The 26,097-nt window shown below is 57.2% G+C and carries 22 protein-coding genes; all 22 read right to left on the bottom strand.

Annotated elements, in window-relative coordinates:
• Positions 1-46 precede the first annotated feature (46 nt).
• On the bottom strand, positions 47-361 hold the full coding sequence (locus tag AFK65_RS04040; RefSeq protein WP_007697449.1) for a c-type cytochrome: 315 nt from the start codon (positions 359-361) through the stop codon (positions 47-49).
• On the bottom strand, positions 354-1,658 hold the full coding sequence (gene tilS / locus AFK65_RS04035) for a tRNA lysidine(34) synthetase TilS (protein WP_038857998.1): 1,305 nt from the start codon (positions 1,656-1,658) through the stop codon (positions 354-356). Before tilS ends, AFK65_RS04040 begins: the two co-directional genes overlap by 8 nt.
• Before the next feature lie 64 nt (positions 1,659-1,722).
• Positions 1,723-2,112 (bottom strand): VOC family protein, encoded by a 390-nt coding sequence (locus AFK65_RS04030; protein WP_007697441.1) that lies wholly within the window; start codon positions 2,110-2,112, stop codon positions 1,723-1,725.
• A 57-nt stretch (positions 2,113-2,169) separates the two neighbouring features.
• Complete coding sequence (locus AFK65_RS04025) at positions 2,170-4,308, bottom strand: lysine decarboxylase LdcC (RefSeq protein ID WP_007697437.1); 2,139 nt, start codon at positions 4,306-4,308, stop codon at positions 2,170-2,172.
• 145 nt (positions 4,309-4,453) lie between these two features.
• Positions 4,454-6,217, bottom strand: coding sequence for a glycoside hydrolase family 19 protein (locus AFK65_RS04020; RefSeq protein WP_038858000.1), 1,764 nt, complete (start codon positions 6,215-6,217; stop codon positions 4,454-4,456).
• A 163-nt stretch (positions 6,218-6,380) separates the two neighbouring features.
• On the bottom strand, positions 6,381-7,340 hold the full coding sequence (accA, locus tag AFK65_RS04015; RefSeq protein ID WP_007697329.1) for an acetyl-CoA carboxylase carboxyl transferase subunit alpha: 960 nt from the start codon (positions 7,338-7,340) through the stop codon (positions 6,381-6,383).
• Positions 7,341-7,443: 103 nt separating this feature from the next.
• Positions 7,444-10,926 (bottom strand): DNA polymerase III subunit alpha, encoded by a 3,483-nt coding sequence (gene dnaE / locus AFK65_RS04010; RefSeq protein ID WP_038858002.1) that lies wholly within the window; start codon positions 10,924-10,926, stop codon positions 7,444-7,446.
• 29 nt (positions 10,927-10,955) lie between these two features.
• Positions 10,956-11,552: a ribonuclease HII gene (gene rnhB / locus AFK65_RS04005; protein WP_038858004.1), complete on the bottom strand. Its 597-nt coding sequence runs from the start codon at positions 11,550-11,552 to the stop codon at positions 10,956-10,958.
• Positions 11,549-12,691 (bottom strand): lipid-A-disaccharide synthase, encoded by a 1,143-nt coding sequence (lpxB, locus tag AFK65_RS04000; protein WP_038858006.1) that lies wholly within the window; start codon positions 12,689-12,691, stop codon positions 11,549-11,551. Before lpxB ends, rnhB begins: the two co-directional genes overlap by 4 nt.
• Positions 12,691-13,479 carry an acyl-ACP--UDP-N-acetylglucosamine O-acyltransferase gene (gene lpxA / locus AFK65_RS03995; RefSeq protein ID WP_004386126.1) on the bottom strand — a complete coding sequence of 263 codons (789 nt, stop codon included), beginning with the start codon at positions 13,477-13,479 and terminating at the stop codon, positions 12,691-12,693. The genes lpxB and lpxA overlap by 1 nt, the downstream gene beginning before the upstream one ends.
• 3 nt (positions 13,480-13,482) lie before the next feature.
• Positions 13,483-13,938, bottom strand: coding sequence for a 3-hydroxyacyl-ACP dehydratase FabZ (gene fabZ, locus AFK65_RS03990; RefSeq protein ID WP_004386127.1), 456 nt, complete (start codon positions 13,936-13,938; stop codon positions 13,483-13,485).
• A 116-nt stretch (positions 13,939-14,054) separates the two neighbouring features.
• A complete protein-coding gene (lpxD, locus tag AFK65_RS03985) occupies positions 14,055-15,080 on the bottom strand; it encodes a UDP-3-O-(3-hydroxymyristoyl)glucosamine N-acyltransferase (protein ID WP_038858008.1) in 1,026 nt (341 codons plus the stop codon).
• Between the two features lie 3 nt (positions 15,081-15,083).
• Positions 15,084-15,578: a molecular chaperone Skp gene (gene skp / locus AFK65_RS03980; protein WP_007697090.1), complete on the bottom strand. Its 495-nt coding sequence runs from the start codon at positions 15,576-15,578 to the stop codon at positions 15,084-15,086.
• Positions 15,579-15,700: 122 nt separating this feature from the next.
• Positions 15,701-18,115, bottom strand: a complete 2,415-nt coding sequence (gene bamA, locus AFK65_RS03975) for an outer membrane protein assembly factor BamA (protein WP_032804291.1) — start codon at positions 18,113-18,115, stop codon at positions 15,701-15,703.
• 30 nt (positions 18,116-18,145) lie between these two features.
• On the bottom strand, positions 18,146-19,498 hold the full coding sequence (rseP, locus tag AFK65_RS03970) for a sigma E protease regulator RseP (RefSeq protein WP_007697085.1): 1,353 nt from the start codon (positions 19,496-19,498) through the stop codon (positions 18,146-18,148).
• 11 nt (positions 19,499-19,509) lie between these two features.
• Positions 19,510-20,367: a phosphatidate cytidylyltransferase gene (gene cdsA, locus AFK65_RS03965; protein ID WP_007697082.1), complete on the bottom strand. Its 858-nt coding sequence runs from the start codon at positions 20,365-20,367 to the stop codon at positions 19,510-19,512.
• A gap of 12 nt (positions 20,368-20,379) precedes the next feature.
• Complete coding sequence (ispU, locus tag AFK65_RS03960) at positions 20,380-21,138, bottom strand: (2E,6E)-farnesyl-diphosphate-specific ditrans,polycis-undecaprenyl-diphosphate synthase (protein ID WP_038858010.1); 759 nt, start codon at positions 21,136-21,138, stop codon at positions 20,380-20,382.
• 188 nt (positions 21,139-21,326) lie between these two features.
• Entirely contained in the window at positions 21,327-22,523 is a 1,197-nt protein-coding gene (gene ispC / locus AFK65_RS03955) for a 1-deoxy-D-xylulose-5-phosphate reductoisomerase (protein ID WP_032805217.1), read from the bottom strand.
• Positions 22,524-22,647: 124 nt separating this feature from the next.
• A complete protein-coding gene (frr, locus tag AFK65_RS03950; protein WP_007666696.1) occupies positions 22,648-23,205 on the bottom strand; it encodes a ribosome recycling factor in 558 nt (185 codons plus the stop codon).
• A 167-nt stretch (positions 23,206-23,372) separates the two neighbouring features.
• Positions 23,373-24,098 (bottom strand): UMP kinase, encoded by a 726-nt coding sequence (gene pyrH / locus AFK65_RS03945; protein WP_007697022.1) that lies wholly within the window; start codon positions 24,096-24,098, stop codon positions 23,373-23,375.
• 146 nt (positions 24,099-24,244) lie between these two features.
• Positions 24,245-25,096, bottom strand: a complete 852-nt coding sequence (gene tsf / locus AFK65_RS03940; RefSeq protein WP_004386138.1) for a translation elongation factor Ts — start codon at positions 25,094-25,096, stop codon at positions 24,245-24,247.
• A 156-nt stretch (positions 25,097-25,252) separates the two neighbouring features.
• Entirely contained in the window at positions 25,253-25,978 is a 726-nt protein-coding gene (rpsB, locus tag AFK65_RS03935) for a 30S ribosomal protein S2 (protein WP_004386139.1), read from the bottom strand.
• Between the last annotated feature and the right edge of the window lie 119 nt (positions 25,979-26,097).

The raw sequence follows: 26,097 nt of genomic DNA, 5'->3' as shown, positions 1-26,097 counted from the left end.
CGCGCGTTCCACCCTGACGGGCAGCCCTGGCGGCTGCCCGTTTTTTTCAGGGCTTCTGCCCGGCGTAGTAAGCCGCCAGATTCGCGATATCTTCATCCGACAGCCCACTGACATACGCCTTCATGATTTCCGCCTGCCCGCCGCTGCGCTCGCCTTTTTTATACGCCTGAAGCGCGTGTTCAAGATAGGCCTCATTTTGCCCGGCGAGATTCGGATAAATCGGCGCGCTGGCTTTACCGGACGCGCCGTGGCAGGCGACGCACATGACCGCTTTCTCCTCACCCGCCGCCGCGTCGCCTTTGGCCTGGGCCGCCAGGCTTAGCGCCATCAGGCTCGCCAGCAACATGCCATGTTTAATCATCGTTATGCTCCTTGTGCCAGGCCAGCATCCAGCCCGGTTCGTTCTGCGCCTGGCCCTCACGGGTAATGAACAGGCCGGGGGCGCAGATGGGTTGCTCATCATAAAACAGGATCGGCGTTATCTCGCGCTGCCAGGGCGGCACTTGCAGTTCCTGCCAGAGTTTTTTCAGCGTGCGTCCGCGATCGCGTCCGACGATATACAACATGCCTGGCGCGCTGAACCGCACCGAGACTGACTCGCTGGCGCGCGGCGGTCGCACGGCGTCGCCTGCCGCGCCGAAACGCAGGCAGCCCAGCGATTCCGGCAAAGGCAATGCCTCATGCGGGTCGGGCCAGACAAGCACCGTCTGGCGCTGTCCCTGTCGTGCTCTCACCCACCACAGCCGCCCCTGATAGCGCCGTGCCTCATAATCGCCGCATTTCAGGCGCGGCGCGGCATCCTCACGGCTTTGGGCCACTTCATCCCAAATCCGTTGCAGCGCGGCGCGGGCGGGCATCGGCGCATTCAGCGCGGCCAGCCAGCGGCGCAGCAGCGCCGCGCGTTTCAGCTCGCTCATGGTTTCGAGCGGCGCGATAGCGAGCGTTTTGCCGTCCATCAGCGCGGCAAGCTCCGGCGCCAGCAGTTCATCCAGCAGTTGCTCTTGCTCGCCACAAAGCTGCGCGCTGCGCGCCGCCGCCTGGGTGAAGTGCGGCCAGCGCGCTTCCAGCGCAGGCAGAATGCGCAGGCGTAAAAAGTTGCGATCGAAGCGATCGTCCTGGTTGCTTTCATCGTCGATCCACAGAAGCTGGTGACGATCGGCCCACGCCTCCAGCCGCGCGCGCGGCGTGTTCAGCAGCGGGCGCAGGAGAACGCTGTCCGCAAACGGCAGTTCGGCAGGCATCGCCGCCAGCCCCGCCGGGCCGCTGCCGCGCTTGAGCGCCAGCAGCAGGGTTTCGCACTGGTCATCGAGATGCTGCGCCGTCACCAGCGCTTCGCCCGGCAGAAGCGCCGCTGCAAACGCCTGGTAGCGCGCTTTGCGCGCCTGCGCCTCAAGGCCGAGCCCGTCCTGCGCCAGCTCCACATACGCCAGTTCAAACGGTACTTCCCAGCGGTGGCAGAGCGCCTGACAGTGCGCCGCCCAGCGGTCGGCGTTCGGGCTGATGCCATGATGAACGTGAATGGCGCGCAGACGCAGTTCAGGATGAGCCTCGCGCAGCCGCACCAGTTGATGGAGCAACACCGTCGAATCGAGCCCGCCGCTGTAAGCCACCAGCAGCTGGCGTCGGCCCCGCAGGGCTGAGAGCAGAGAAGTGTCCATTGCATCGCAAGAAAGAAGGGCCATTGCCGGGCAACTTACCGGGCAATGGCGCCGGGAGCAAGCGTTACTGCTGGTAGAGTTCCAGCGGCAGGCCGTCCGGATCGTTAAAGAACGTGAAGCGCTTGCCGGTGAGCGGATCCACGCGTACCGCCTCGCACGTCACGCCGCGGCTTTCCAGAAACGCCACTGCCCTGTCAACATCGTCCACGCTGAACGCGAGATGGCGCAAACCGCAGGCTTCCGGGCGGCTCGGCCGCGCGGGCGGAAACGGGAACGAGAAAAGCTCAATTACATACTGCCCGTTCAGCGCCAGGTCGCCCTTCCAGGAATCGCGCGCCTCACGGTAGACCTCCGACTGCAGGGTAAACCCCAGCGTGTCGCAGTAGAACGCTTTGCTGCGGTGGTAATCCGTCGCGATAATGGCGATATGGTGAATCTGTTTTAAACCCAGCATAATCCCTCCTTATGATTGTCTGGCACGTTACTGAGCCTCATGCGGCAAAACAAGGGGTTACTCGCTTTTTAGGACACGTACCCTATAGACGCCATCTTCGCCGCACTTCGCGCCGTGGATATCCGTTTCGAAGCCGGGATAGTGCCTGCCAATGGAGCAGAGCATAAGCAGGAAATCGAGCACCGCGCGCGAATCGTCGGTGATCATCTCGCCGGGCATCACCAGCGGCACGCCGGGCGGATACGGCAGGATCATATTGGCGGACACCCGCCCGATCAGCTTTTCGATCTCCACCGTTTCCACATTGCCCTTGACCTGCTGCTGATACATTTCATGCGGCGTCATTTTCATCTCCGGCAGCACGTCAAACGCGCGCAGCATCAGATCCGGCAGATCGTGCTGCTGGATAAGCTTGTGGATCCCCTGCGCTAACTCCTGCACGCGCATGTTGCGGTAGAAATCCGGATCTTCCGCCCAGAGATCGGGCAGCATGTTTTTCACCCGCAGGTTGAGATCGTAGGCGCGCTTAAACTCCGTCAGCCCGCGCAGCAGGCCCATCGCGCGGGTTTTATCGATGCCGATACTAAACAGGAACAACAAGTTGTACGGCCCGGTTTTCTCCACCACCACGCCGCGCTCATCGAGAAACTTCGCCACCAGCGCCGCAGGAATGCCCTCTTTCTCCATATTGCCCTGCGCGTCCATGCCCGGCGTCAGGATCGTGACTTTCACCGGATCGAGATACATGTGATCGTGGTCAGCGTGGGTAAAGCCGTGCCAGTCGTCGCCGGGCGTAATTGGCCAGCAGTCCGCTTCGTCAATCTCCTCCGGCTGCCAGATATCGAAGAACCAGCTGTCGGTTTCCTCACGAAGACGCTGCACCTCTTTGCGAAAATGCAGCGCCCGCTCCACCGAGCGGTTGATCAAGCGGCGGCCCGGATTGCCGCGCAGCATCGCCGCGGCGGTTTCAATGGACGCCACCAGCGGATAGCTCGGCGAGGTGGTGGTGTGCATCATGTAGGCTTCGTTGAACGTCTCTTCGTCATAGTCGCCTTTAATGTGGATCAGCGACGCCTGCGACAGCGCCGCCAGCATTTTGTGGGTCGACTGGGTTTCAAAGAACACTTTGCCGGGCACGCGCTCGCCGCTCATGCCGCTCTTGCCCTTATAGATCGGGTGAAAATGCGTGTAAGGCACCCAGGCGGAATCGAAATGGATCGAGGGAACGTCCAGCGTCTGCTTGATCCAGTTGGTGTTATACAGCAGCCCGTCGTAGGTGGAGTTGGTGATAACCGCATGCACCGGCCAGCTCGCGTCCGGGGTTTGCGCCACTTTTTGGGCGATCGACTCGCGGGTGAATTCCCGCTTCGGAATGCCGCCCAGAATGCCGAGCGCGTTGCGGGTAGGCTTGAGCCACAGCGGCACAATATCGCTCATCATCAGCAGATGCGTCAGCGACTTATGGCAGTTGCGATCGATAAGCACCGTGCTGCCGGCATGCGCGGCGTACATCCCGATGATCTTATTGGAAGTGGACGTGCCGTTGGTCACCATATAACTTTGCTCGGCCCCGAAAGTGCGGGCGATATACTCTTCCGCCTCCAGATGCGGCCCGGTGTGATCGAGCAGCGATCCGAGCTCGGTGACGGAGATCGAAACATCCGCCTTTAGCGTGTTGCCGCCGAAAAAATCATAAAACAGGCAGCCGACCGGGCTTTTCTGATACGCCGTGCCGCCCATATGGCCCGGCGTGCAAAACGTGTATTTGCCCTCTTTCACATAGGTAAACAGCGCTTTGGTAAACGGCGGCGTGATGTTGTCGAGGTACTCCTGGGTGTACTGGCGAATGCGCGTCGCGATGTCGTCGGCAATGCCCAGCGAATATTCGAAAAACCAGAGCGCCATGCGCATCTCGTTGGCGCTGACATCCAGCGTCGAGTGCGTGTTGATAAACGCATAGAGCGGCAGGTATTCATTGAGCTGATTGATTTCACAGCATAAATCGAGACTGTACTCATCCCAGTCGAAAATGACGCCGCAGATGCGCGGGTTGTGCTCGATAAACTTCAGCAGATCGTTGCTGTTTTTCGGCCAGATTAGCTGAAAGCCCTGCTGCTGGAGCGCCGCCTGCAACTCTTTCATCGGCTCGTCTTTATAAAAAACGCCGTGCGGCCCCATGATGGCGATGATGTTCACTGCTTACCCCCTGGCAAAAAAAACCGTCTGGTAAGCATAGTTGAGCGAAGCGGAACGACGGGAGAGAAGGCAAAAAACCTGGAATTCGCCGTCTGCTTTCTCAGGGTAATAACAAAAAAGCCAGCCCGCAGGCTGGCTTTTGCCCTTACAGCGCGTCCCAGGCGTCCTGCCAGTTAAGACCCGCGCCTGGCTCATAGTAGGCCGGCGCCACGCTGCACCAGCCGCCTGCCGGGAACGGTTTGCACTGGTAGAGCGCGCCCTGGTTGAGCACGATATCGCCCGGTTTCCAGCTCTGGCTCGCGGTCCACGACGGATAGCTTACCGGGCCGGCGTCCGGCGTTTTGGCTTTCGCTTTCACGTTGAGGATATAGCTGGTGGTATCGCTCAGCTTGCCGTCGTCCACTTTCAGGCTGATGGTGTACTGCGCGTCGCTGGCGCTCTCTGGCGCGTTGAAAGTCACCACGCTCTTGTCTTTGCCGCTCAGCGTCTGCCCGGTCTGCGCCATCCAGGTGTAGGTCAGCGCATCGCCGTTTTCATCGCTGGAGCCCGTCGCGCTCAGCGAGACTTTACTGCCCGATTCTACCGCGCCCACCGGGCCGCTGATGCGCGCAACGGGCGCCACGTTTGCGGAAGGCGCCGGGGACGGTTGCGGCTGCGGAGCAGGCTGCGGCGCGGGCGTGGTGCCGCCGGAGGCGTCGTTGACGATGTTCACGTTAAAGTGGTTCTGTACGCATTTGGCGTAGTCCCCCTCTTTGAACGCGCTGAACGGCGTCTGATACCCCACCAGCTGGCAGGCGTAAGCCTGGCCGTCCGGAGTGGTGGTGCTCCAGCTCCAGTCCATCTCCCAGTAGATCGGCAACGCGCCTGAACCGCCCGCGTCAAACTGCTTCATTTTCTTACAGCCGAGCACTTCATCCGCCGGAACCGGCACCTTCAGGTATTTGGCAAACTCTTTGTAATAGGCGATACGGTTAAGCGACTGGGCGTTTTCCGCCTCGCCGCCGCACTCCACGCCGCCGTTGATAATCTGGATGGTGACGCCAAAGCCCGGCACCAGCCCGCTCTCTTTATCGTGTTCGTTCGGCGTCCAGGTGCCGTCAATCACATGCAGCATGCCCGGTTTGGGCGGCTGCGGATAAACAAAGAAAAAGATCGCGCTGGCGAGATTCAGCCAGGTATCGGCGACCATTTCCGGTTTATCGAGCAGCGGGCGGACGTCGCCATACATCGCGTCAGAGAATGGCCCGTAGTTGTAGTTATAGGAGAGCTGTTTGGCGCCGCGCCCGAAGTAACTGACATAATCGCCATCTTTATCTTTACCGCAGGGCCAGGTCTGCCCCTGCCAGGTGTCCGGGTTACATTCGCCGTTATAGCCGCCCTTTTGTCCTTCGGTCCAGCCCATTTCGCGCAGATAGACCAGCGCCTGCCGCCACTCCGGCTGCTCGCGCCAGCTCTCGTGACCGCCGGTCTCCTGCGCGAAGTGCGCGAACATAGTCGCGAGCGATTTCCGGCAGATGGCGTCAGCGTCGCGTCCGTCACTATAGCTGCCGCACACCGCCGGGAATTTGCCGACGGCTTTCAGAAAGTTGGTGTAGGTATATTCCGGCGCGCGCAGCGGAAAGAGAAACTCCCAGTCCTGGGCGGTGAGAATGTTTTCGACGCGTTTGACGTTGTCCGGGTTCGCGGCGCGCCCCGGCGCTATCTGTTCGACCTGCGCGTTATCCAGCGTGCGGATAGCGCTTTTTACCGACTGCATCAGTGGAAAGTTCGTCAGCTCCTGCTCTTTTTTAGTCAGGTCGCTGGCGTTAAGGGTATAAGGCGTGCTGCTGCTGAGCAGCGGCGCGGCCAGGGCCTGCGAGCCTGCGAGAAACCCAGCGGCGCCAATCGCCGCGATTTTTGCAATTTCCATTCCGGTGTCCCCGTGTGGTTGTGGTTCACCTGCGAGTGTAGGAAGGGGGCCAGACGGGGTATCTCACGTTAACTCATCGCAAAAATCACATTTCATCAGCGCCGCGCGCCCATAAAAAAGGGCCGCTTTCGCGACCCTCATTGAGATTTTTATTCGCCGTTTATCAGGCGTAACCGTAGCTCATCAGACGCTGATAGCGGCGGGTGAGCAGATCGTCTTTGCTCAGCACGTCGAGATCGGCGAGATCCGCCAGCAGCTGCGTTTTCAGCGACTGCGCCATGGCTTCCGGGTTGCGGTGCGCGCCACCCAGCGGTTCCGGGATCACGCTGTCGATGAGCTTCAGCTCTTTCAGGCGCGGCGCGATGATGCCCATCGCTTCGGCAGCGAGCGGCGCTTTATCGGCGCTTTTCCACAGAATGGAGGCACAGCCTTCCGGGGAGATAACGGAATAGGTGCTGTATTGCAGCATATTCACTTTATCGCCAACGCCGATAGCCAGCGCGCCGCCGGAGCCGCCTTCGCCGATAACGGTGCAGATAACCGGCACCTTCAGGCGAGACATTTCACGCAGGTTACGGGCGATAGCCTCGGACTGGCCGCGCTCTTCCGCGCCCACGCCCGGATACGCGCCCGGGGTGTCGATGAAGGTAATGATTGGCATGTTGAAACGTTCAGCCATTTCCATCAGGCGCAGCGCCTTACGGTAACCTTCCGGTGCTGGCATACCAAAGTTACGACGGATTTTCTCTTTGGTTTCACGCCCTTTCTGATGACCAATGATCATCACCGGACGCCCATCCAGACGAGCGATGCCGCCCACGATCGCTTTGTCGTCGGCATAGGCGCGATCGCCTGCCAGCTCGTCAAATTCGTCAAACGCCAGGCGGACATAATCCAGGGTGTACGGACGCTGCGGATGACGCGCCAGCTGGGCGATCTGCCATGCGCCGAGATCGGCAAAGATTTTGCGCGTCAGCTCTACGCTTTTTTCACGCAGACGATGCACTTCCTCGTCGATGTTAATATCCAGTTTTTCATCCTGACGGCTTACCGCAGTCAGAGAATCGATTTTCGCTTCCAGCTCAGCAATCGGCTGTTCGAAATCAAGGAAATTCAGACTCATAGTATTCCTGTATTAGTCAAACTCCAGTTCCACCTGCTCCGAACCTGGCAGGCCACGCGGGTTGAGTCCAGCGATTCAGGGGCCCGGCACCTGATGCAGCGCATCAGTCAAACTCCAGTTCCACCTGCTCCGAACCAATCAGGCCACGCAGATCGTTGAGTAAACGATCGTTCGGAGAGACACGCCACGTCGCGCCAAAGCGCAGCCGGGCGCGTGCATCCGCCCTCTGATAGTAGAGATGTACTGGAATGGTTCCCGAACGGTGGGGTTCCAGAGACTGACGGAGTCGGTTTAAAAGCTGGTCATCAATTTGCCTGTCCGTCAGCGAGATAGCAAGCCCGCGCGCATACTTTTCGCGGGCTTCGTCAATGTCCATGACTTCACGGGCGGTCATTTTAAGGCCCCCGCTAAAGTCATCAAAGCTGACCTGTCCGCTGACGATAAGGATTCGGTCTTTTTCCAGCAGATGCTGGTATTTTTCCAGAGCATCGGTGAACAACATCACTTCAAGACGCCCGGAACGGTCATCCAGCGTACAGATGCCGATACGATTGCCGCGCTTGGTGACCATAACCCGCGCGGCAATTATCAAACCCGCCGCCGTGGTCACTTTGCCACGTTCGGTAGGATGCATATCTTTTAAGCGCATGCCGCCGACATAGCGCTCGATCTCTTTCAGGTACTGGTTAATGGGGTGACCCGTGAGATACAGCCCCAGCGTTTCACGCTCGCCATCCAGCACCACCTGCTCCGGCCACGGCTGACAGCTGGCGTAGGATTGCTCGATTTGCTCCGGCTCTTCCGCCAGCACGCCGAACATATCCGCCTGGCCGATAGCCTCGGCTTTCGCGTGTTGATCCGCCGCTTTCAGCGCGTCGCCAAGCGAATTCATCAGCGCGGCGCGGTGCGGCCCGAGGCGGTCGAACGCCCCGGACATGATCAGTTTTTCCAGTACGCGGCGGTTGAGCTTTTTGGTGTCGGTACGGGCGCAGAGATCGAACAGCTCGCGGAAGTAGCCGTCTTTATTACGCGCCTCGATGATGGCCTCGATAGGGCCTTCGCCGACGCCTTTAATCGCGCCGATACCGTAGACAATCTCCCCGTCGTCGTTGACGTGGAAATGGTACAGCCCGGAGTTGATATCCGGCGGCAGGATCTTAAGCCCCATGCGCCAGCACTCATCCACCAGCCCCACCACTTTATCGGTGTTGTCCATATCGGCGGTCATGACCGCCGCCATAAACTCCGCCGGATAGTGGGCTTTGAGCCACAGCGTCTGGTATGAAACCAAAGCATAGGCGGCAGAGTGCGATTTGTTAAATCCGTACCCGGCGAATTTCTCCACCAGGTCAAAGATTTTCATCGCCAGCTCGCCGTCGATGCCGTTATTTTTCGCGCCGTCTTCAAAGATGGAGCGCTGCTTGGCCATCTCTTCGGGTTTCTTCTTACCCATGGCGCGACGGAGCATATCCGCGCCGCCGAGGGTATAACCCGAAAGCACCTGAGCTATCTGCATCACCTGTTCCTGATACAGGATGATGCCGTAGGTCGGCTCCAGCACTGGCTTCAGGCTCTCGTGCTGCCACTGAATATCCGGATAGGAGATAGCCTCGCGTCCGTGCTTACGGTCGATAAAGTTATCCACCATGCCCGACTGCAGCGGCCCCGGACGGAACAGCGCCACCAGGGCTATCATATCTTCGAAGCAGTCCGGCTGCAGACGCTTGATAAGATCTTTCATGCCGCGCGATTCAAGCTGGAAGACCGCGGTGGTTTCCGAGCGCTGAAGCATGTCGAAGCTTTTCTTGTCATCCAGCGGGATGGCCGCGATATCGATAGGCTCCAGCCCCTGCTTCGCACGACGGGCGTTAATCATATCCAGCGCCCAGTTGATAATGGTGAGCGTGCGCAGACCCAGGAAGTCGAACTTCACCAGGCCCGCGTATTCGACATCGTTTTTATCAAACTGCGTGACCGGATGGTGGCCCATCTCGTCGCAATAGAGCGGCGCGAAGTCGGTAATTTTTGTCGGCGCGATCACCACGCCACCGGCGTGTTTACCGGCGTTGCGCGTTACGCCTTCAAGCTTGCGCGCCATGTCGATGAGGGCTTTAACCTCTTCATCGGCATCGTAAATTTCCTGCAGCTGCGGTTCGGCTTCAAAGGCTTTGGCAAGCGTCATGCCCGGATCGGGCGGCACCAGTTTAGAGATGCGATCGACAAACCCGTACGGGTGCCCCAGCACGCGGCCGACGTCGCGGATCACCGCTTTCGCCGCCATCGTACCGAACGTAATAATCTGCGATACCGCATCACGGCCGTACATATCGGCGACGTGCTCAATCACCTGGTCGCGTTTTTCCATGCAGAAGTCAACGTCGAAGTCGGGCATGGAGACACGTTCCGGGTTAAGGAAACGTTCGAACAGCAGGTCAAACTCCAGCGGATCGAGATCGGTGATTTTCAGCGCATACGCCACAAGCGATCCCGCGCCCGAACCACGGCCCGGCCCTACCGGAATGCCGTTATCCTTCGACCACTGGATAAACTCCATCACGATCAGGAAGTAACCGGGGAAGCCCATCTGGTTGATAACCTGGAGTTCGATATCGAGACGCTCGTCATAGGGCGGGCGCTTCTGTACGCGCTCTTCCGGGTCCGGGAACAGGAACTCAAGGCGCTCTTCCAGACCTTCCTTCGATTTCATGACCAGGAAATCTTCAGTGGTCATATCGCCGGTCGGGAATTGCGGCAGGAAATATTCGCCGAGACGCACCGTGACGTTACAGCGACGAGCAATCTCCACGCTGTTTTCCAGCGCCTCGGGGATATCGGAAAAGAGCTCGCACATCTCCTCTTCGGTGCGCAGATATTGCTGCGGCGAGTAGTGGCGCGGCCTTTTCGGATCGTCGAGCGTAAACCCGTCGTGGATGGCGACGCGAATCTCATGGGCGTCGAAGTCGCCGGGCTCGATAAAGCGCACGTCATTGGTGGCCACGACCGGAACGCCTTTTTCTTCCGCCAGCGCGACGGCGGCATGCAGATAGCGCTCTTCATCCGGGCGGCCGGTACGCACCAGCTCCAGATAGTAGCGGTCCGGGAAATGTTCCTGATAAAACGCCAGCGCCTGCTCGGCCATAACGTTATTACCACGAAGTAAACACTTACCGACATCACCCTGACGACCGCCGGAGAGCAGGATCAGCCCTTCGCCCAGTTCCGCCAGCCACTGCTGGTCAATCCACGGGCCGGCCGCGCCATAGCCGCGCTGGTAGGCGCGCGAGATAAGCAGCGTCAGGTTCTGATAGCCGGTGTTGTTCGCCGCCAGCACGGTGATGTGCGAGAAATCGTCGCCCAGCAGTTCGCACTGCATATTGAAGTCGGCGCCGATAATCGGCTTCATGCCGACGCCGTGCGCGCCGCCGTAAAATTTTACCAGCCCGCACAGGTTGGTGAAGTCAGTAATGGCAAAGGCAGGCATGCCAAGCGCGGCCGCCTTTTTTACCAGCGGCCCCGTTTTTGCCAGTCCATCGATCATGGAATAGTCACTGTGCACTCTCAGGTGCACAAAACGAGGTTCAGCCATTTCTGTTTCCGGTTAACTCTGTTTCGTCGTTAAGAGGCAATGCCCAGCGCGCGTCTGACCGGCGCGAAGCTGCGCCGATGATGCGCCGTCGCGCCGTGCTCGGCAAGCCGCTCAAGGTGAAAGGTGGTCGGATAGCCCTTGTGCTGAGCAAATCCATACTGAGGAAAGGTGAGGTCCAGTTCAGCCATTTCCGCGTCGCGCGTTACTTTAGCCAGTATCGACGCGGCGCTGATTTCCGCCACCCGGCTGTCGCCTTTGACGACGGCCATGCTTGGCACTGGCAAGGCCGGGCAGCGGTTGCCGTCCACCAGCACATATTCCGGCGTGACGGCAAGCCCCGCCACGGCGCGCTGCATGGCGAGCATCGTGGCGTGGAGAATATTCAGCTCGTCAATCTCGTGCGGCTCCGCGCGCCCGAGACTCCAGGCGATCGCCTTCTCTTTGATCTCGTCAAACAGCGCAAGGCGACGCTTTTCAGACAGCTTTTTGGAATCCGCCAGCCCGACGATGGGCTTGAGCGGATCGAGGATCACCGCAGCGGTGACCACGGCGCCGACCAGCGGGCCGCGGCCCACTTCATCAACGCCCGCCACCAGATGCGTATGGGGATAGATAAATTCCATCATTGCGCCAGTTCCAGCACCGCGTCCGCCGCCTGTTCATCGGCATTGCAGCGGATCTGCTGATGCAGTTTACGGAAAGTGTCGTGCATCTCATGGCTCTGCTTGCCGTCAGCGAGCAGCGGCAGCAGCGCGTCGGCGAGCTTCTGTGGCTCGCAGTCATCCTGGAGCAGCTCTTTCACCAGCTCGCGCCCGGCCAGCAGATTAGGCAGCGACACAAATTCAGTTTTCACCAGACGTTTCGCCAGCCAGAAGGTGAACGGCTTCATGCGATAGCCAACCACCATCGGGCATTTCGCCAGCATACATTCGAGCGCGGCGGTGCCGGAGGCAAGCAGCGCCGCGTCGCTTGCGATCATCGCTTCGCGCGCGTGGCCGTCAAGCAGATGCGCGGTCAGCTCTGGCGCGACTTCCGCTTTGATGCGCTCGAACTGTTCGCGCCGCTTCGCGTTGACCAGCGGCACGACGATTTCGAGATCCGGGTAATGCTCACGTAAACGCAGCGCGGTTTTCAGGAAATCCGCACTCAGCATTTCCACTTCCGCACTGCGGCTGCCTGGCAGCAGCGCCAGACAGCGGGCGTCGTGGGCGATACCCAGCACGTCACGCGCCGCGTTTTTGTCCGGGTCCAGCGGCATCGCGTCCGCCATGGTATGGCCGATAAAGCGACACGGAACGTTAAATTTGTCATAAAACGCTTTTTCGAAAGGCAGAAACGCGAGCACCAGATCGGTGGCTCTGCCTATTTTGAAAACGCGTTTCTGGCGCCAGGCCCAGACGGAGGGGCTGACGTAGTGAATCGTGCGAATGCCCTGTTTTTTCAGGTTGCCTTCCAGCGTGATGTTAAAATCCGGCGCGTCGATACCGACGAACACATCCGGTTTCAGCGCGGTGAAGCGCTCGGTGAGATCGGCGCGGATATGCAGCAGGCGGCGCAGGCGGCCCAGCACTTCCACAACTCCCATCACGGCCAGCTCTTCCATCTCATACCAGGCTTCGCAGCCTTCGGCCTGCATACGCGGGCCCGCGACGCCGACAAAACGCGCGTTTGGTACGCGCGCCTTGAGCGCACGGATGAGACCGGCTCCAAGAATATCGCCGGAGGTTTCTCCGGCGACCAGGGCAATCGTCAGCGGACGGGTCATTAACGAATCAGACCACGCGTGGAGCGGGCGAAGAAATCGTAGAACGGCTGCACTTCAGGATGCTTTGCGGCAATCTCTGCGATTTCCGGCTTCACCTCGTCCAGCGTCTTACCGCTGCGGTAAAGCAGCTTGTAAGCGTTACGGATAGCGTGCAGCGCTTCTTTGCTGAAGCCGCGACGCTTGAGCCCTTCGATGTTCACGCCAAACGGCGTCGCGTGGTTGCCCTGCGCGATCACATAAGGCGGCACGTCCTGCGCGACGCCGGAGCAGCCGCCCACCATGACGTGTGCCCCGATGATGCAGAACTGATGCACGGCCGTCATGCCGCCGATGATAGCGAAATCATCGACGGAAACATGTCCGGCAAGCGTGGCGTTATTGGCAAGAATGCAGCGGTTGCCCACTGTGCAGTCATGCGCGACGTGCGCATTAATCATCAGCAGGTTATCGCTGCCCACCTTCGTCAGACCACCGCCCTGTGCCGTGCCGCGATGAATGGTGACGCTTTCGCGGATGCGGTTGCGATCGCCAATCTCGACGCGGGTCGGCTCGCCAGCATATTTCAGATCCTGGTTGACCTCGCCGATAGACGCGAACTGATAGATCTCGTTATCGCGACCGATCGTGGTATGACCGTTAACGACAACGTGCGATTTCAGTACGGTACCTTCACCGATTTCGACATCAGGGCCGACAATACAAAACGGACCAATGTGGGCGTTAGCACCGATAACGGCGCCCTCTTCCACAATGGCGGTGGGATGAATAAAGGCGGTCTTATCAATCACGTATCAGGCCTCCCGGCTCCGTGCACACATCATGGTGGCTTCACAAACCACTTTACCGTCAACCAGCGCGACGCCTTTGAAGCGAGTGACTCCACGGCGCGTTTTTTCAAAGGTAACTTCCATCACCATCTGGTCGCCTGGCACGACAGGGCGCTTAAAGCGCGCTTCATCGATGCCTGCAAAATAGTAAAGTTCACCCGGTTCCAGTTTGCCAACGCTTTTGAATGCCAGAATGCCGGTGGCCTGCGCCATGGCTTCTAAAATCAATACGCCCGGAAAAATGGGTTTACCAGGAAAGTGACCCTGGAAAAAAGGCTCGTTTACAGAGACATTTTTTACTGCGCGTAGAAAACGACCTTCCTCAAAATCCAGCACGCGATCCACCAGCAGGAATGGATAACGGTGCGGCAGAAGCTCTAAAATCTCTTCAATGTGCAGAGTATGAGTTTCAGTAGTCAAAATACTCTTCCTGTCTAAAAATATACTGAATGGGCAATAATAACACGGCCTGCGGCGATTCTGGATCGCTTGCAGGCCGCGGTTCTGTTGGCGGGCAGGCTTTATTTACCGGCGAGTTAGTCCTGGTGAGTGACTTTACGCTCAACTGCTTTTAAGCGTTTGTTCATTTCATCAATGTTCATCACCAGCGCCGCCGTTTTGCGCCACACTTTGTTCGGTTGCAGCGGTATGCCTGAAGAGTAGACCCCAGGTTCAGTAATAGGACGCATGACCATCCCCATCCCTGTTACCGTTACTTTATCGCAGATTTCCATATGGCCATTAATCACGCTGGCGCCGCCAATCATGCAGTAGCGACCAATTTTCAGGCTGCCAGCCATGATAACGCCGCCTGCGACCGCCGTATTGTCGCCAATCACGACGTTATGTGCAATCTGGCACTGATTATCAATGATCACGCCATTGCCGATAATGGTGTCGTCAAGCGCGCCGCGATCGATAGTCGTACAGGCGCCAATCTCAACGCGATCGCCGATAATGACGCGGCCAAGTTGTGGAATTTTAACCCAATTGCCGCGATCGTTAGCGTAGCCGAAGCCATCTGCGCCGATGACGGTGCTGGACTGGATCAGGCAGTTTTCGCCAATCTGAATATCATGATAAATGCTGACGTTCGCCCACAGGCGAGTACCGGCGCCAAGCTTGCTGTTCTTACCGACAAAACAGCCAGGGCCGATAACGACGTTGTCGCCAAGCTCTACGCCGGATTCAATCACAGCGTTAGCGCCAACGGAGACGTTATTGCCAAGCCGCGCAGAGGCGTCAATCACCGCGCTCGGCGCGATGCTGGACGCTGGCTGCGGCGTGGTATCGAGAATCTGAGCCATACGCGCGTAAGTCAGGTAGGGATTTTTCACTACCAGCGCGGCGCTGTTGGCAAAAGGGAGATCGGCCTCGGTCATGACGACCGCAGAAGCCTGGCAGTGCGCCAGTTGTTCACGGTAACGCGGGTTTACCATGAATGTGATTTGCCCAGGTTGCGCAGATTGCATGGAAGCGACGCCGGTGATGGCGATATCGCCATCACCGTGTAACTCCGCATCCAACTGCTGAGCTAAATCAGCCAGTCGAATTGAAGGCATTACTTATTTAACCTGTTTCAGCACATCGGCGGTGATGTCTTTTACATCGCTGCTGGTGTAAGCCACAGTATTGGCGTCTACCACCAGATCGATATCCTGGTCAGCAGCCACTTTTTTAACGGCGCTCTGAATACGAGTCACCAGTTTGCCGCGTTCTTCATTAGAACGACGTGCGCGATCCTGTTCGAATTGCTGCGCTTTGCTGGAGAACTCCTGGCGACCCGCCATGACGTCTTTCTCCAGTTTGCTGCGATCGCTCGCCTTCATGGTAGAGCCGTCACGCTGCAGACGCTGCATTTTAGCCTGCAGGTCGGTTTCCATGCGCTGCAGTTCGCCGGCGCGGCCTTTGAACTCATTTTCCAGCGTTTTAGAAACGCCAGTGCTCTGTGCAACCTGCTGGAACAGATTACCCATGTTAACTACAGCGATCTTGTCAGCAGCCTGAGCTGATGCTGCCATTGCCAGGCCAAGACCTGCAGCGAATAACCACTTTTTCACAATAAACTCCTTACCATCCCATATGTGCCCAAGAGCACTATTCTTTGCGTGGCCCGGATGCGTGCTATGCGCACGCACCGAAAGTCATCGCGACTGCTAAACGCATTCCCTTGTAATGAACATTACCAGGTCTTGCCAATATTGAACTGGAACTGTTCTGCTTTGTCTCCCTCGTATTTCTTGAACGGCTGGGCATACGAGAACACCAGCGGCCCAAGCGGAGACATCCATTGTAACGCAATACCCGCAGACATACGGATGTTGCTCGGATCGCTGTAATCCGGCACGCCCGCCGCACGCATCGCCGCGGTGTTCTGCCAGTTGGTATCCCAGACGGTACCCGCGTCGGCGAACAGCGAGGTACGAACGGAGTTCGCGTATTTCTCGCTCAGGAACGGCGTCGGGGTAATGAACTCAAGGCTTGCGACGCCCATCGCGTTACCGCCCACCGCATCGTCGGAAGAACAGTAGCCGCCCGCCGCTTTGTCACAGTTATCCAGACCCGGACCGCTGTAATAAACGGCTTTAGGACCGATGTTGTTGGACTGGAAACCACGCACGGTGCTGGAGCCGCCCGCATAGAAGTTTTCATAGAACGGCATCTCTTTGCCGCTCAGGCCGTCGCCGTAACCCCAGCGCGTACGACCCAGCACCACCCATTTGTGGTCGTCATCGATAGGCACATACGTTGCCGTATCGAGCGTGACTTTATAGAACTCGTTATCCGAGCCTGGAATCGTCACTTTACCGTTCAGGTTCACACGAGAGCCGGACGTCGGGAAGAAGCCGCGGTCAAGGTGGTTGTAAGTCCAGCCGTAGTTCAGCGTGAAGTCGTCCGCCGAGAAACCGTTGTCATCGGAGGTCGTTTTCGCGCTCTGGCCTAAAGAATCCAGGTAACGCCACATCGCCACCTGCGGTTCCATATTCGACAGGTCGTTGTGTACGTAACCTAAGCCGAGGCGCAGCGTGTTGTATTCGTTAACCGGGAAGCCCAGCGTTCCATCCAGACCATAGCTTTTGTTGGTGTAGGAGGAGAGATCGGCATCATCCGCTTTAAAGTCGTTGTAGAAGATGCGCCCGCCGAGGCTCACACCATCGACCGTAAAGTACGGGTTGGTGACGGAGAACTCAGAGTACGTCTGGTAGTCGTTTTTGGTGCCGTTGATGCCGACGGAATAGCCGGTACCAAGCCAGTTATCCTGCTGCACGCCCACCTGGAAGCTGACGCCGCTTTCGGTGCCGTAGCCCACGCCGAAGTTAAAGCTGCCGGTGTTACGCTCTTTAACCTTGTAAACTACATCAACCTGATCCGGGCTGCCGGAAACGCGCTGCGTATCCACGTCCACGGTCTCGAAATAGCCGAGACGGTTCAGACGCTCTTTACCCTGATCGACCAGATCGCTGCCGAGCCACGCGCCTTCCATCTGACGCATTTCGCGGCGCAGAACGGCATCTTTGGAGGTGTCGTTACCTTCAAAGCGGATTTTGCGCACATAGAAACGGTTGCCGGAATCGACATTCACATGCAGCTTAACGGTTTTATCGGCATCGTTGATTTCCGGCTGCGTCTGCACGCGCGGATACGCATAACCGTAACGGCCAAGCAGTTTTTTGATGTCGTCTTCCATACGGGTCACTTTCGTGCCGTTGTAAAGCTCGCCAGGCTGCATTTTGGTCAGCGACTCGATTTCAGCGGAGTGACCCGCCAGGTTGCCGCTCACTTCAACGCCGGCAATCTTGTACTGATCGCCTTCGGTCACGTTGATGGTGACGTAGATGCCTTTTTTATCCGGCGTCAGGCTGACCTGCGTGGAGTCGATATTGAAGCGCGCGTAACCGCGATCGAGGTAGTAGCTACGCAGCGTTTCGAGATCGCCCTGAAGTTTTTGCTTCTGGTATTTGCGATCGCCCACCACGTTCCACCACGGCACTTCGTCACGCAATTGGAAGTTGGAAATCAGCTCTTCGGTGCTGAACGCGCGGTTACCGACGATGTTGATCTGCTGGATTTTGGCGGAGACGCCTTCCTGGAAGACGAGCTTCAGGTCAACGCGGTTACGCGGCAGTGGCGTGACCACGGCTTTTACGCTGGCGCTGTATTTACCCACGCTGTAGTAAAAGTCTTCCAGACCCTTTTCGATATCGGAAAGCGTGGTGCGGTCGAGGGATTCACCCACGCGCACGCCAGAAGCTTCGAGGTTCTGCTTAAGCATGTCATCTTTCACCGACTTATTGCCGGAGAAAGTGATGCTGGCGATCGTCGGGCGCTCTTTTACCTGAACGAGCAGCGTATCGCCGTCGCGCAGCACCCGCACATCCTCGAAGTTGCCGGAGGCAAACAGCGCGCGGATAGTATTACTGATATCCTCGTCGTTTACCGTATCGCCAACGCGAACCGGCATGCTGAGGAGGGCCGCACCAACGGCGACTCGCTGCAGGCCTTCGAAATGAATGTCCTTCACTACGAACCCGTCTGCACCGTATACGGTGGCGCTGCTAAACAGCAGCGACGCTATGAGCAACTTTTTCATCGCCATCGTTGTTATGCGTTCTTCCTAACCTGCTCTCTATAGCCGAGAGAAATCATTGAAAAGTGCAAGCCCCATTAACAGCACCAGCAAAATTGAGCCAATGCGATAACTAAAGTCTTGAACTCGCTCGGAAACCGGCCCGCCTTTAAGCTTCTCAATCGCCAGAAACAGCAAATGTCCCCCGTCGAGTACGGGTAGCGGGAACAGATTGATAATCCCTAAGTTCACGCTGATCAGCGCCAGAAACATCAGGTAGTAAATCAACCCGAACTCCGCCGACATCCCTGCGCCCTGGGCAATCGAGATTGGCCCACTGAGGTTGTTCAGTTTAACGTCGCCGGTCAGTAATTTTCCCAGCATGTTGACCGTCAGCTTCATCAGTTGCCACGTTTTCGCCGTAGCTTCTGTTATCGCGTTGAACGGCCCATACTGGCGCACTGTTTTGTACTCATCGGGCAGCGGCGCGATTTTTGGCACCACGCCTGCAAACCCTTCCGCCTTTTCGTTACCGGGTTTTGTATCCGGTATCAGCGTCAAAGACAAGGGGCTCCCCTGTCTTTCTATTTCGATTGCGAGCGGCCGCGCCGGATTATCACGCACCGTCGTCACAAAGGTTGACCACTCACTGAGCGGCTGCCCATCGACTTTAACGATCCTGTCTCCGGCTTGCAAACCCGCTTTACTGGCGGCGGACTTCGGTTGCACCTGCGCAAGCACCGGTTCAATTTTCGGCCCAAACGGCCTGATGCCAAGCGACGCGACCGGATCTTCTTTATCCGGCTCGAACTGCCACTGGCGCAGATCGAGTACTTTATCCGTGGCCGCCGTGTCCCCTGGCGAGGCAATGCTCAGCGTCACGTTCTCGTCGCCGATATGGCCGACCAGTTCAAGACGCACAGCATCCCAGTCTGGCGTTTCGATGCCATCTACGGCTTTTAGTTCCGTGCCGGGTTCGATTTGTGCGTTTGCCGCGATGGAATTGGGCGTTATTTCACCAATCACTGGCTTAAGGCCCGGCACGCCCATCATGAAAACGAGCCAGTAGGCGAAAATAGCGAAGAGGAAGTTGGCGATGGGCCCGGCGGCGATAATCGCGGCGCGCTGCGCCACGGTTTTATTGTTGAAGGCTTCGTGACGCAGTTCCGGCGCAACCGGCTCCACGCGCTCGTCGAGCATTTTGACATAGCCGCCCAGCGGGATCAGGGCGATGACATATTCTGTGCCGTGGCGGTCAGTGCGCCGCCACAGCGCTTTACCAAAGCCGATGGAGAAGCGCTCCACGCGCACGCCCGCTTTTCGCGCAACCCAGAAGTGGCCGAACTCATGCACCGTGATAAGAACGCCCAGTGCGATAATAAAAGCCGCCAGATTCCAGAGTATGCTCAACATAATTTATTCCGTTAAATCGTCCTGAAGACCAGCAGCAGCAGGCAGGCGAAAACCGGCACCGCCGCCGTCAGGCTGTCGATGCGATCGAGAATACCGCCGTGGCCTGGGATCAGATGCCCGCTGTCTTTAATGCCCGCTTCGCGCTTAAACATGCTCTCGGTCAGATCGCCCAGCACAGATGCCAGCGCGGCGACAATAGAACAGGTCAACAGCGTCACAGGCGCGACGTTAAGATCCGCCCATGCGCCATAAATCCAGGAGATAATCGCCGCGGTAAACAGCCCGCCGATAAAGCCCTGCCAGGTTTTGCCCGGTGAGACTTTCGGCGCAAGCTTATGCTTGCCGAACATTTTACCAAACATATACGCGCCGGAATCCGCGCCCCAGACCAAAATCATCACATACAGCAGCCAGAGCGCGCCGCTGTAATGATTGGCGTCGTAGTGCCAGGCGCGCAGCGCCACCATGCCCCAGAAAAACGGGACAATCGTCAACAGGCCAAACACCAGGCGCAGCGCTTTAGAATGGCGCCAGAATGCCGCGGAATCGGGATAAAACAGCACCAGCAGCAGCGCGACCACCCACCAGCCCAGCGACGCCCAGAGCGCGCCTTCGACCAGCGGAACGTTAATCGGCGCCTGGTAGATGGGCAGAAAAAAGAGCATCAACGCCAGAAAGAGCCCGCAAAGCAGCGCCAGCCATACCCGTTGAGATCGGGCAGCGAAACCGCTCAGTTGCCCCCACTCCCAGGCTGCCAGCACGCAAACGACCAGCGTCGCAATCGCGAAACCCATCGGCGGCAACAAAAACAGCGCGGCGATAACAACCGGTATTAAAACAAACGCAGAAATCAGGCGATACTTCAGCAAAAGCTACCCCCATCAGGCATCGATGCCACCAGGTGCCGTGCCGCCGAACCGACGTTCCCGGTTGGCAAAGGCATTTAGCGCACCTTCAAAGTCTTGTTCATCAAAATCAGGCCAGAGAACATCGGTAAAATAGAGTTCCGCATAGGCGATTTGCCACAGCAGGAAATTACTGATGCGATGCTCTCCCCCTGTCCTAATCACTAAATCTACGGGAGCCAGCTCATGCATGCAGATCTGCTTACTGAGCATCTCTTCATCAATCTGGTCAGGACGCAATACCCCTTCCTTGACCTGTGCCGCTAAATGCTGCACTCCCTGAATAATATCCCAACGTCCGCCATAATTCGCGGCGATATTCAGCGTCAGGCCAGTATTCTGGCTGGTTAACGCTTCGGCTTTATGGATACGGTCCTGTAAACGGGTGTTGAAGCGGCTAATATCGCCGATAACCCTTAAACGCACATTATGGCGATGCAGGCTTTTCACTTCGCTGTCGAGCGCCCAGACAAATAATTCCATCAGCGCGCTGACTTCCTGCGCGGGACGATTCCAGTTTTCGCTGCTGAATGCGTAAAGCGTCAGTGCCTCAATACCATTGTTTGCAGCGAAAGAAACCGCGCGGCGAACCGACTTCGCCCCCGCTTTATGACCAAAGGCTCTGATTTTCCCTTGTCTTTTCGCCCAGCGACCATTGCCATCCATAATAATGGCAACATGGCGCGCGCCATGTGCGGGCAAGTTTTCGCTTAATGGAAGGTTTACAGACAACATAACGCGTATTTATTCCCTGATAAGGATTAAGCGGTACTCAGGAATACTGAAGCCTTTGCATAAAAAAGCCGTGACAACCACGGCTCGCCCGACCGGCCAGGCTCACCCACCCGTATTCAGGTGGCGCAGACTATATCACCGAAGCAGAGCGCTCACAAATAACGTCGCCTCCGCCGCGTGATTAATCATCAGCTTGCGAGACGCGTCACCCGTTTGTGCGCAACAATGCGCGCTTCGGCATCTACGGTGAGCACTTCATCCACACTTTGCGGTTCACGAAGATCCATTTCATCCAGCACCGCCTGATTAAGCGCTGCGATATCCGTAAAACGAATCTCTCCGGCAAGAAAAGCGGCGACCGTAATTTCATTCGCCGCGTTAAGCGCTGTCGTCGCCGCCTGCCCTTTTTCAAAGGCGTCGATGGCGAGCTTCAGACACGGATAGCGCTGATAATCCGGTTCGCCGAAGCTCAGCGTCGCTATCTTGCAAAAATCCAGGTGCTGCACGCCGGAAGGGACGCGCGCCGGCCAGGCCATCGTATGCGCGATGGGGGTGCGCATATCGGGTTCGCCCAGTTGTGCCAGCACGCTGCCGTCGGCATAACGCACCATGGAATGAATCACCGACTGTGGATGAATCAACACTTCCATCTGGTCTGCCCGGGCATTAAAGAGCCAGCGAGCTTCAATGTATTCGAGACCTTTATTCATCATGGTAGCCGAATCGACGGATATTTTACGCCCCATCGACCAGTTAGGATGACGGCACGCCTGGTCCGGCGTCATTGCCGTCAGTTCAGGCAAAGGCGTCTGTCGAAACGGTCCACCAGATCCGGTGAGGATAATCGAAGAAACTCCGCTTTCCTCAAGTTTAGCGTACCCCAGGTTGTGTTGAATTGTTGCCGGTAAACTCTGAAAAATCGCGTTATGCTCGCTATCCACCGGCAGCAGTTGCGCCCCGCTACGGGCCACCGCGTCCATAAAAAGCCGCCCGCAGGTCACCAGCGATTCTTTATTCGCCAGTAACACTTGCTTACCGGCCGCGATAGCGGCAAGGGTCGGCAGCAGCCCGGCGGCGCCGACGATAGCCGCCATCACCTGCGTTACCTCATCAAGCGACGCCATCTCGCAGGCCGCGTCGCGCCCGGCGAATACTTCAGTGGAGCTGCCCTGCTGGCGCAGCGTGTCACGCAATTCACGGGCGCTCGCCTCATCATCCATCACCGCGAAACGCGGGCGAAATTCCAGACATTGCTCAACCATTCGGGCGACGTTCTTGCCCGCCACCAGGGCGGTAACCGAAAATTCTTCCGGATTATGACGGATAACATCAAGGGTGCTGCAACCGATAGAGCCGGTAGAGCCGAGAATGGTTAAATGCTTCATGAGGCGCTCAACGTGAAATAAGAATAAACGCACCGCGCAGACGCGCGATCCAATGCAAAACGCCGCCAGCGAAAACCGCGATGCGGTTCTCCTGTACGGCGTTTACAGTATCATCAGAAAGGGATTAGAACTGCATCAGCTCGGCTTCTTTATCAGCCAGCGCCGCGTCCACTTTCTTGATGGCGGCGTCAGTCATTTTCTGAACGTCGTCCTGAGAACGGCGATCTTCATCTTCGCCGATCTCTTTATCTTTCAGCAGCGCTTTCACTTTATCGTTCGCGTCGCGACGGACGTTACGGATAGCCACGCGCGCCTGCTCGGCTTCGCCACGCACCACTTTGATAAGGTCTTTACGACGCTCTTCGGTCAGCGGCGGCAGCGGAACGCGGATATCGCTGCCCGCGGAGCTCGGGTTCAGGCCGAGGTCAGATGCCATAATCGCTTTCTCAACGGCCGGGCTCATAGAGCGATCGAATACGTTGATTTTCAGCGTACGGGAATCTTCGACGGTAACGTTAGCCAGCTGACGCAGCGGCGTCGGCGTGCCGTAGTATTCCACCACGATCCCGTCCAGCAGGCTCGGGGAAGCGCGGCCGGTACGCACTTTGCTGATTTGGGTTTTGAATGCTTCAACGCATTTATCCATGCGTACTTCAGCATCTTTTCTGATATCGCTAATCACGTTACGAATCCTTTAAAACGGGTTATCAGGCAGACCACACCCGCGCCACGATGCCTTGCGGCTGCGTGCTAAGTATAGCCTCTTTATCTTGCGGCACCCGATGGGTCGCCTGGTCACGGAAACTGATTTTAAAGCGGAATCTTACCCTGATTCCCTTGAAACGAAAATTATTCCGTAATCAAAGTGCCTTCTTTTTCGCCCATTACCACGCGGCGCAGCGCGCCCGGCTTATTCATGTTGAAAACACGAATCGGCAATTTGTGGTCGCGTGCGAGCGTAAAGGCCGCCAGATCCATCACTTTCAGTTCTTTTTCCAGCACTTCCTGGTAGGAGAGCTGATCATAAAGCGTCGCGGTCGGATCTTTCATCGGGTCTGCGGAGTAGACGCCGTCGACTTTCGTCGCCTTCAGCACCACCTCGGCTTCAATTTCGATACCGCGCAGGCAGGCGGCGGAATCGGTGGTGAAGAACGGGTTGCCGGTGCCGGCGGACAGAATCACCACGCGGTTGTTGCGCAGCAGGCTGATAGCTTCAGCCCAGCTGTAGTTGTCGCACACGCCGTTTAACGGGAAGGCAGACATCAGGCGAGCGTTAACATAGGCGCGGTGCAGCGCGTCGCGCATCGCAAGACCGTTCATGACGGTCGCCAGCATGCCCATGTGATCGCCCACGACACGGTTCATACCGGCTTTGGCAAGGCCAGCGCCGCGGAATAAGTTGCCGCCGCCGATCACCACCCCGACCTGGATGCCCAGCTCCACCAGCTCTTTAATTTCCTGCGCCATGCGATCCAGAATGCTCGCATCAATACCGAAGCCTTCTGCTCCTTGCAGCGCTTCGCCACTCAGCTTGAGCAGAATGCGTTTATAGACGGGTTTTGCATTGGTAGCCATGTTTCTTTCCTGGAACTGTCAACGAATGGGATGGTTAATTCAGGCGACATGATGCGTCGCATTCCGGCTCCGGCTATATAAGAGCAGGCCGAAATTTATGAATGACGGATAAAAAGGAGCCGCCCTCAGGCGGCTCTTTTACACCATTAAGACTGGCGGGACATGGCAGCAACTTCTGCTGCGAAGTCAGTCTCAACTTTCTGGATGCCTTCGCCCACTTCAAAGCGGATGAAGTTAGTTACGTCAGCGTTGTGCTCTTTGAGCAGCTGAGCAACGGTTTTGCTCGGGTCCATAACGAACGGCTGACCGGTCAGAGAAACTTCGCCGGTGAATTTCTTCATGCGGCCTTCAACCATTTTCTCTGCGATTTCTTTCGGCTTGCCAGACTGCATGGCGATGTCCAGCTGTACCTGGTACTCTTTTTCTACCACGTCAGCAGACACGTCTTCCGGCTTAACGAATTCCGGCTTGCTTGCAGCAACGTGCATCGCCAGCTGTTTAACCAGCTCTTCGTCAGCGTTTTTAGCCGCAACCAGAACGCCGATACGCGCGCCGTGCAGGTAGCTTGCCAGAACGTCGCCTTCCAGGGATGCGATACGACGGATGTTGATGTTCTCGCCGATTTTAGCAACCAGTGCAACGCGCTCTTCTTCGAACTGCGCTTTCAGCGCTTCAACGTCGGTGATTTTGCCCGCAAAAGCCGCGTCCAGCACTTTGTCAGCGAACGCCTGGAAACCGCCGTCTTTAGCAACGAAGTCGGTCTGGCAGTTAACTTCCAGGATCACGCCGTAGTTGCCTTCGATCTTGGTTTTGATCACGCCGTCAGCAGCTACGTTGCCTGCTTTTTTCGCCGCTTTGATCGCGCCAGATTTACGCATGTTTTCGATAGCCAGCTCGATGTCGCCATTAGCTTCAACCAGAGCTTTTTTACATTCCATCATGCCTGCGCCAGTACGTTCGCGCAGCTCTTTTACCAGGGAAGCGGTAATTTCAGCCATTCTATAATCCTCGGTTATCTCGTGCGGGGAGATAAGTCCAGGCCTGTCGGAACTCTCCGACACACCCGACTCAAACAAAAAAGGGAGCCTGAGACAGGCCCCCTAACCAAACTTGTTACTACCTGGTTAATAAGGGCTCGAAACGAGCATGCCTTATTATTCAGCTTCTACGAAGCTTTCTTCCGCCTGAGCAGCCAGATCCTGAGAACGGCCTTCACGAACGGTTGCAGCAACAGCATTCAGGTACAGGCTGACAGCACGGATGGCGTCATCGTTACCCGGGATAACGAAGTCAACACCGTCCGGATCGGAGTTGGTATCAACGATAGCAAATACCGGGATGCCCAGGTTGTTTGCTTCTTTGATAGCGATGTGCTCGTGGTCAGCGTCGATAACGAACAGTGCGTCCGGCAGGCCGCCCATGTCTTTGATACCGCCGAGGCTGTTTTCCAGCTTTTCCAGCTCACGAGTGCGCATCAGCGCTTCTTTTTTGGTCAGCTTATCGAAGGTGCCGTCCTGAGACTGAGTTTCCAGATCTTTCAGGCGCTTGATGGACTGACGAACGGTTTTCCAGTTAGTCAGCATACCGCCCAGCCAGCGATGGTTCACGAAGAACTGGTCGCAGCTGTTAGCAGCTTCTTTCACCGCTTCGCTTGCAGCGCGTTTGGTACCGACGAACAGAATCTTACCTTTACGGGAAGAAATTTTGCTCAGCTCAGCCAGGGCTTCGTTGAACATCGGTACGGTTTTCTCAAGGTTGATGATGTGAACTTTGTTACGCGCACCGAAGATGAACGGCTTCATTTTCGGGTTCCAGTAACGGGTCTGGTGACCGAAGTGAACACCAGCCTTGAGCATGTCGCGCATGGAAACAGTTGCCATGATTTAAAACCTCTGTTTAAAAGTTGGGGTTATGCCTCCACGTATCCCATATTACCGACCCCGAAGGGCACCCCGGAATATGTGCCGATACGTGTGTGTTATTACACAAAGTGAGAGTA

Source organism: Cronobacter universalis NCTC 9529 (genome assembly GCF_001277175.1).
In the GTDB taxonomy this organism is placed as follows: Bacteria; Pseudomonadota; Gammaproteobacteria; order Enterobacterales; family Enterobacteriaceae; genus Cronobacter; species Cronobacter universalis.
Note: the sequence above shows the minus strand (reverse complement) of the source record. Positions and strands in the feature narration are given on the sequence as shown.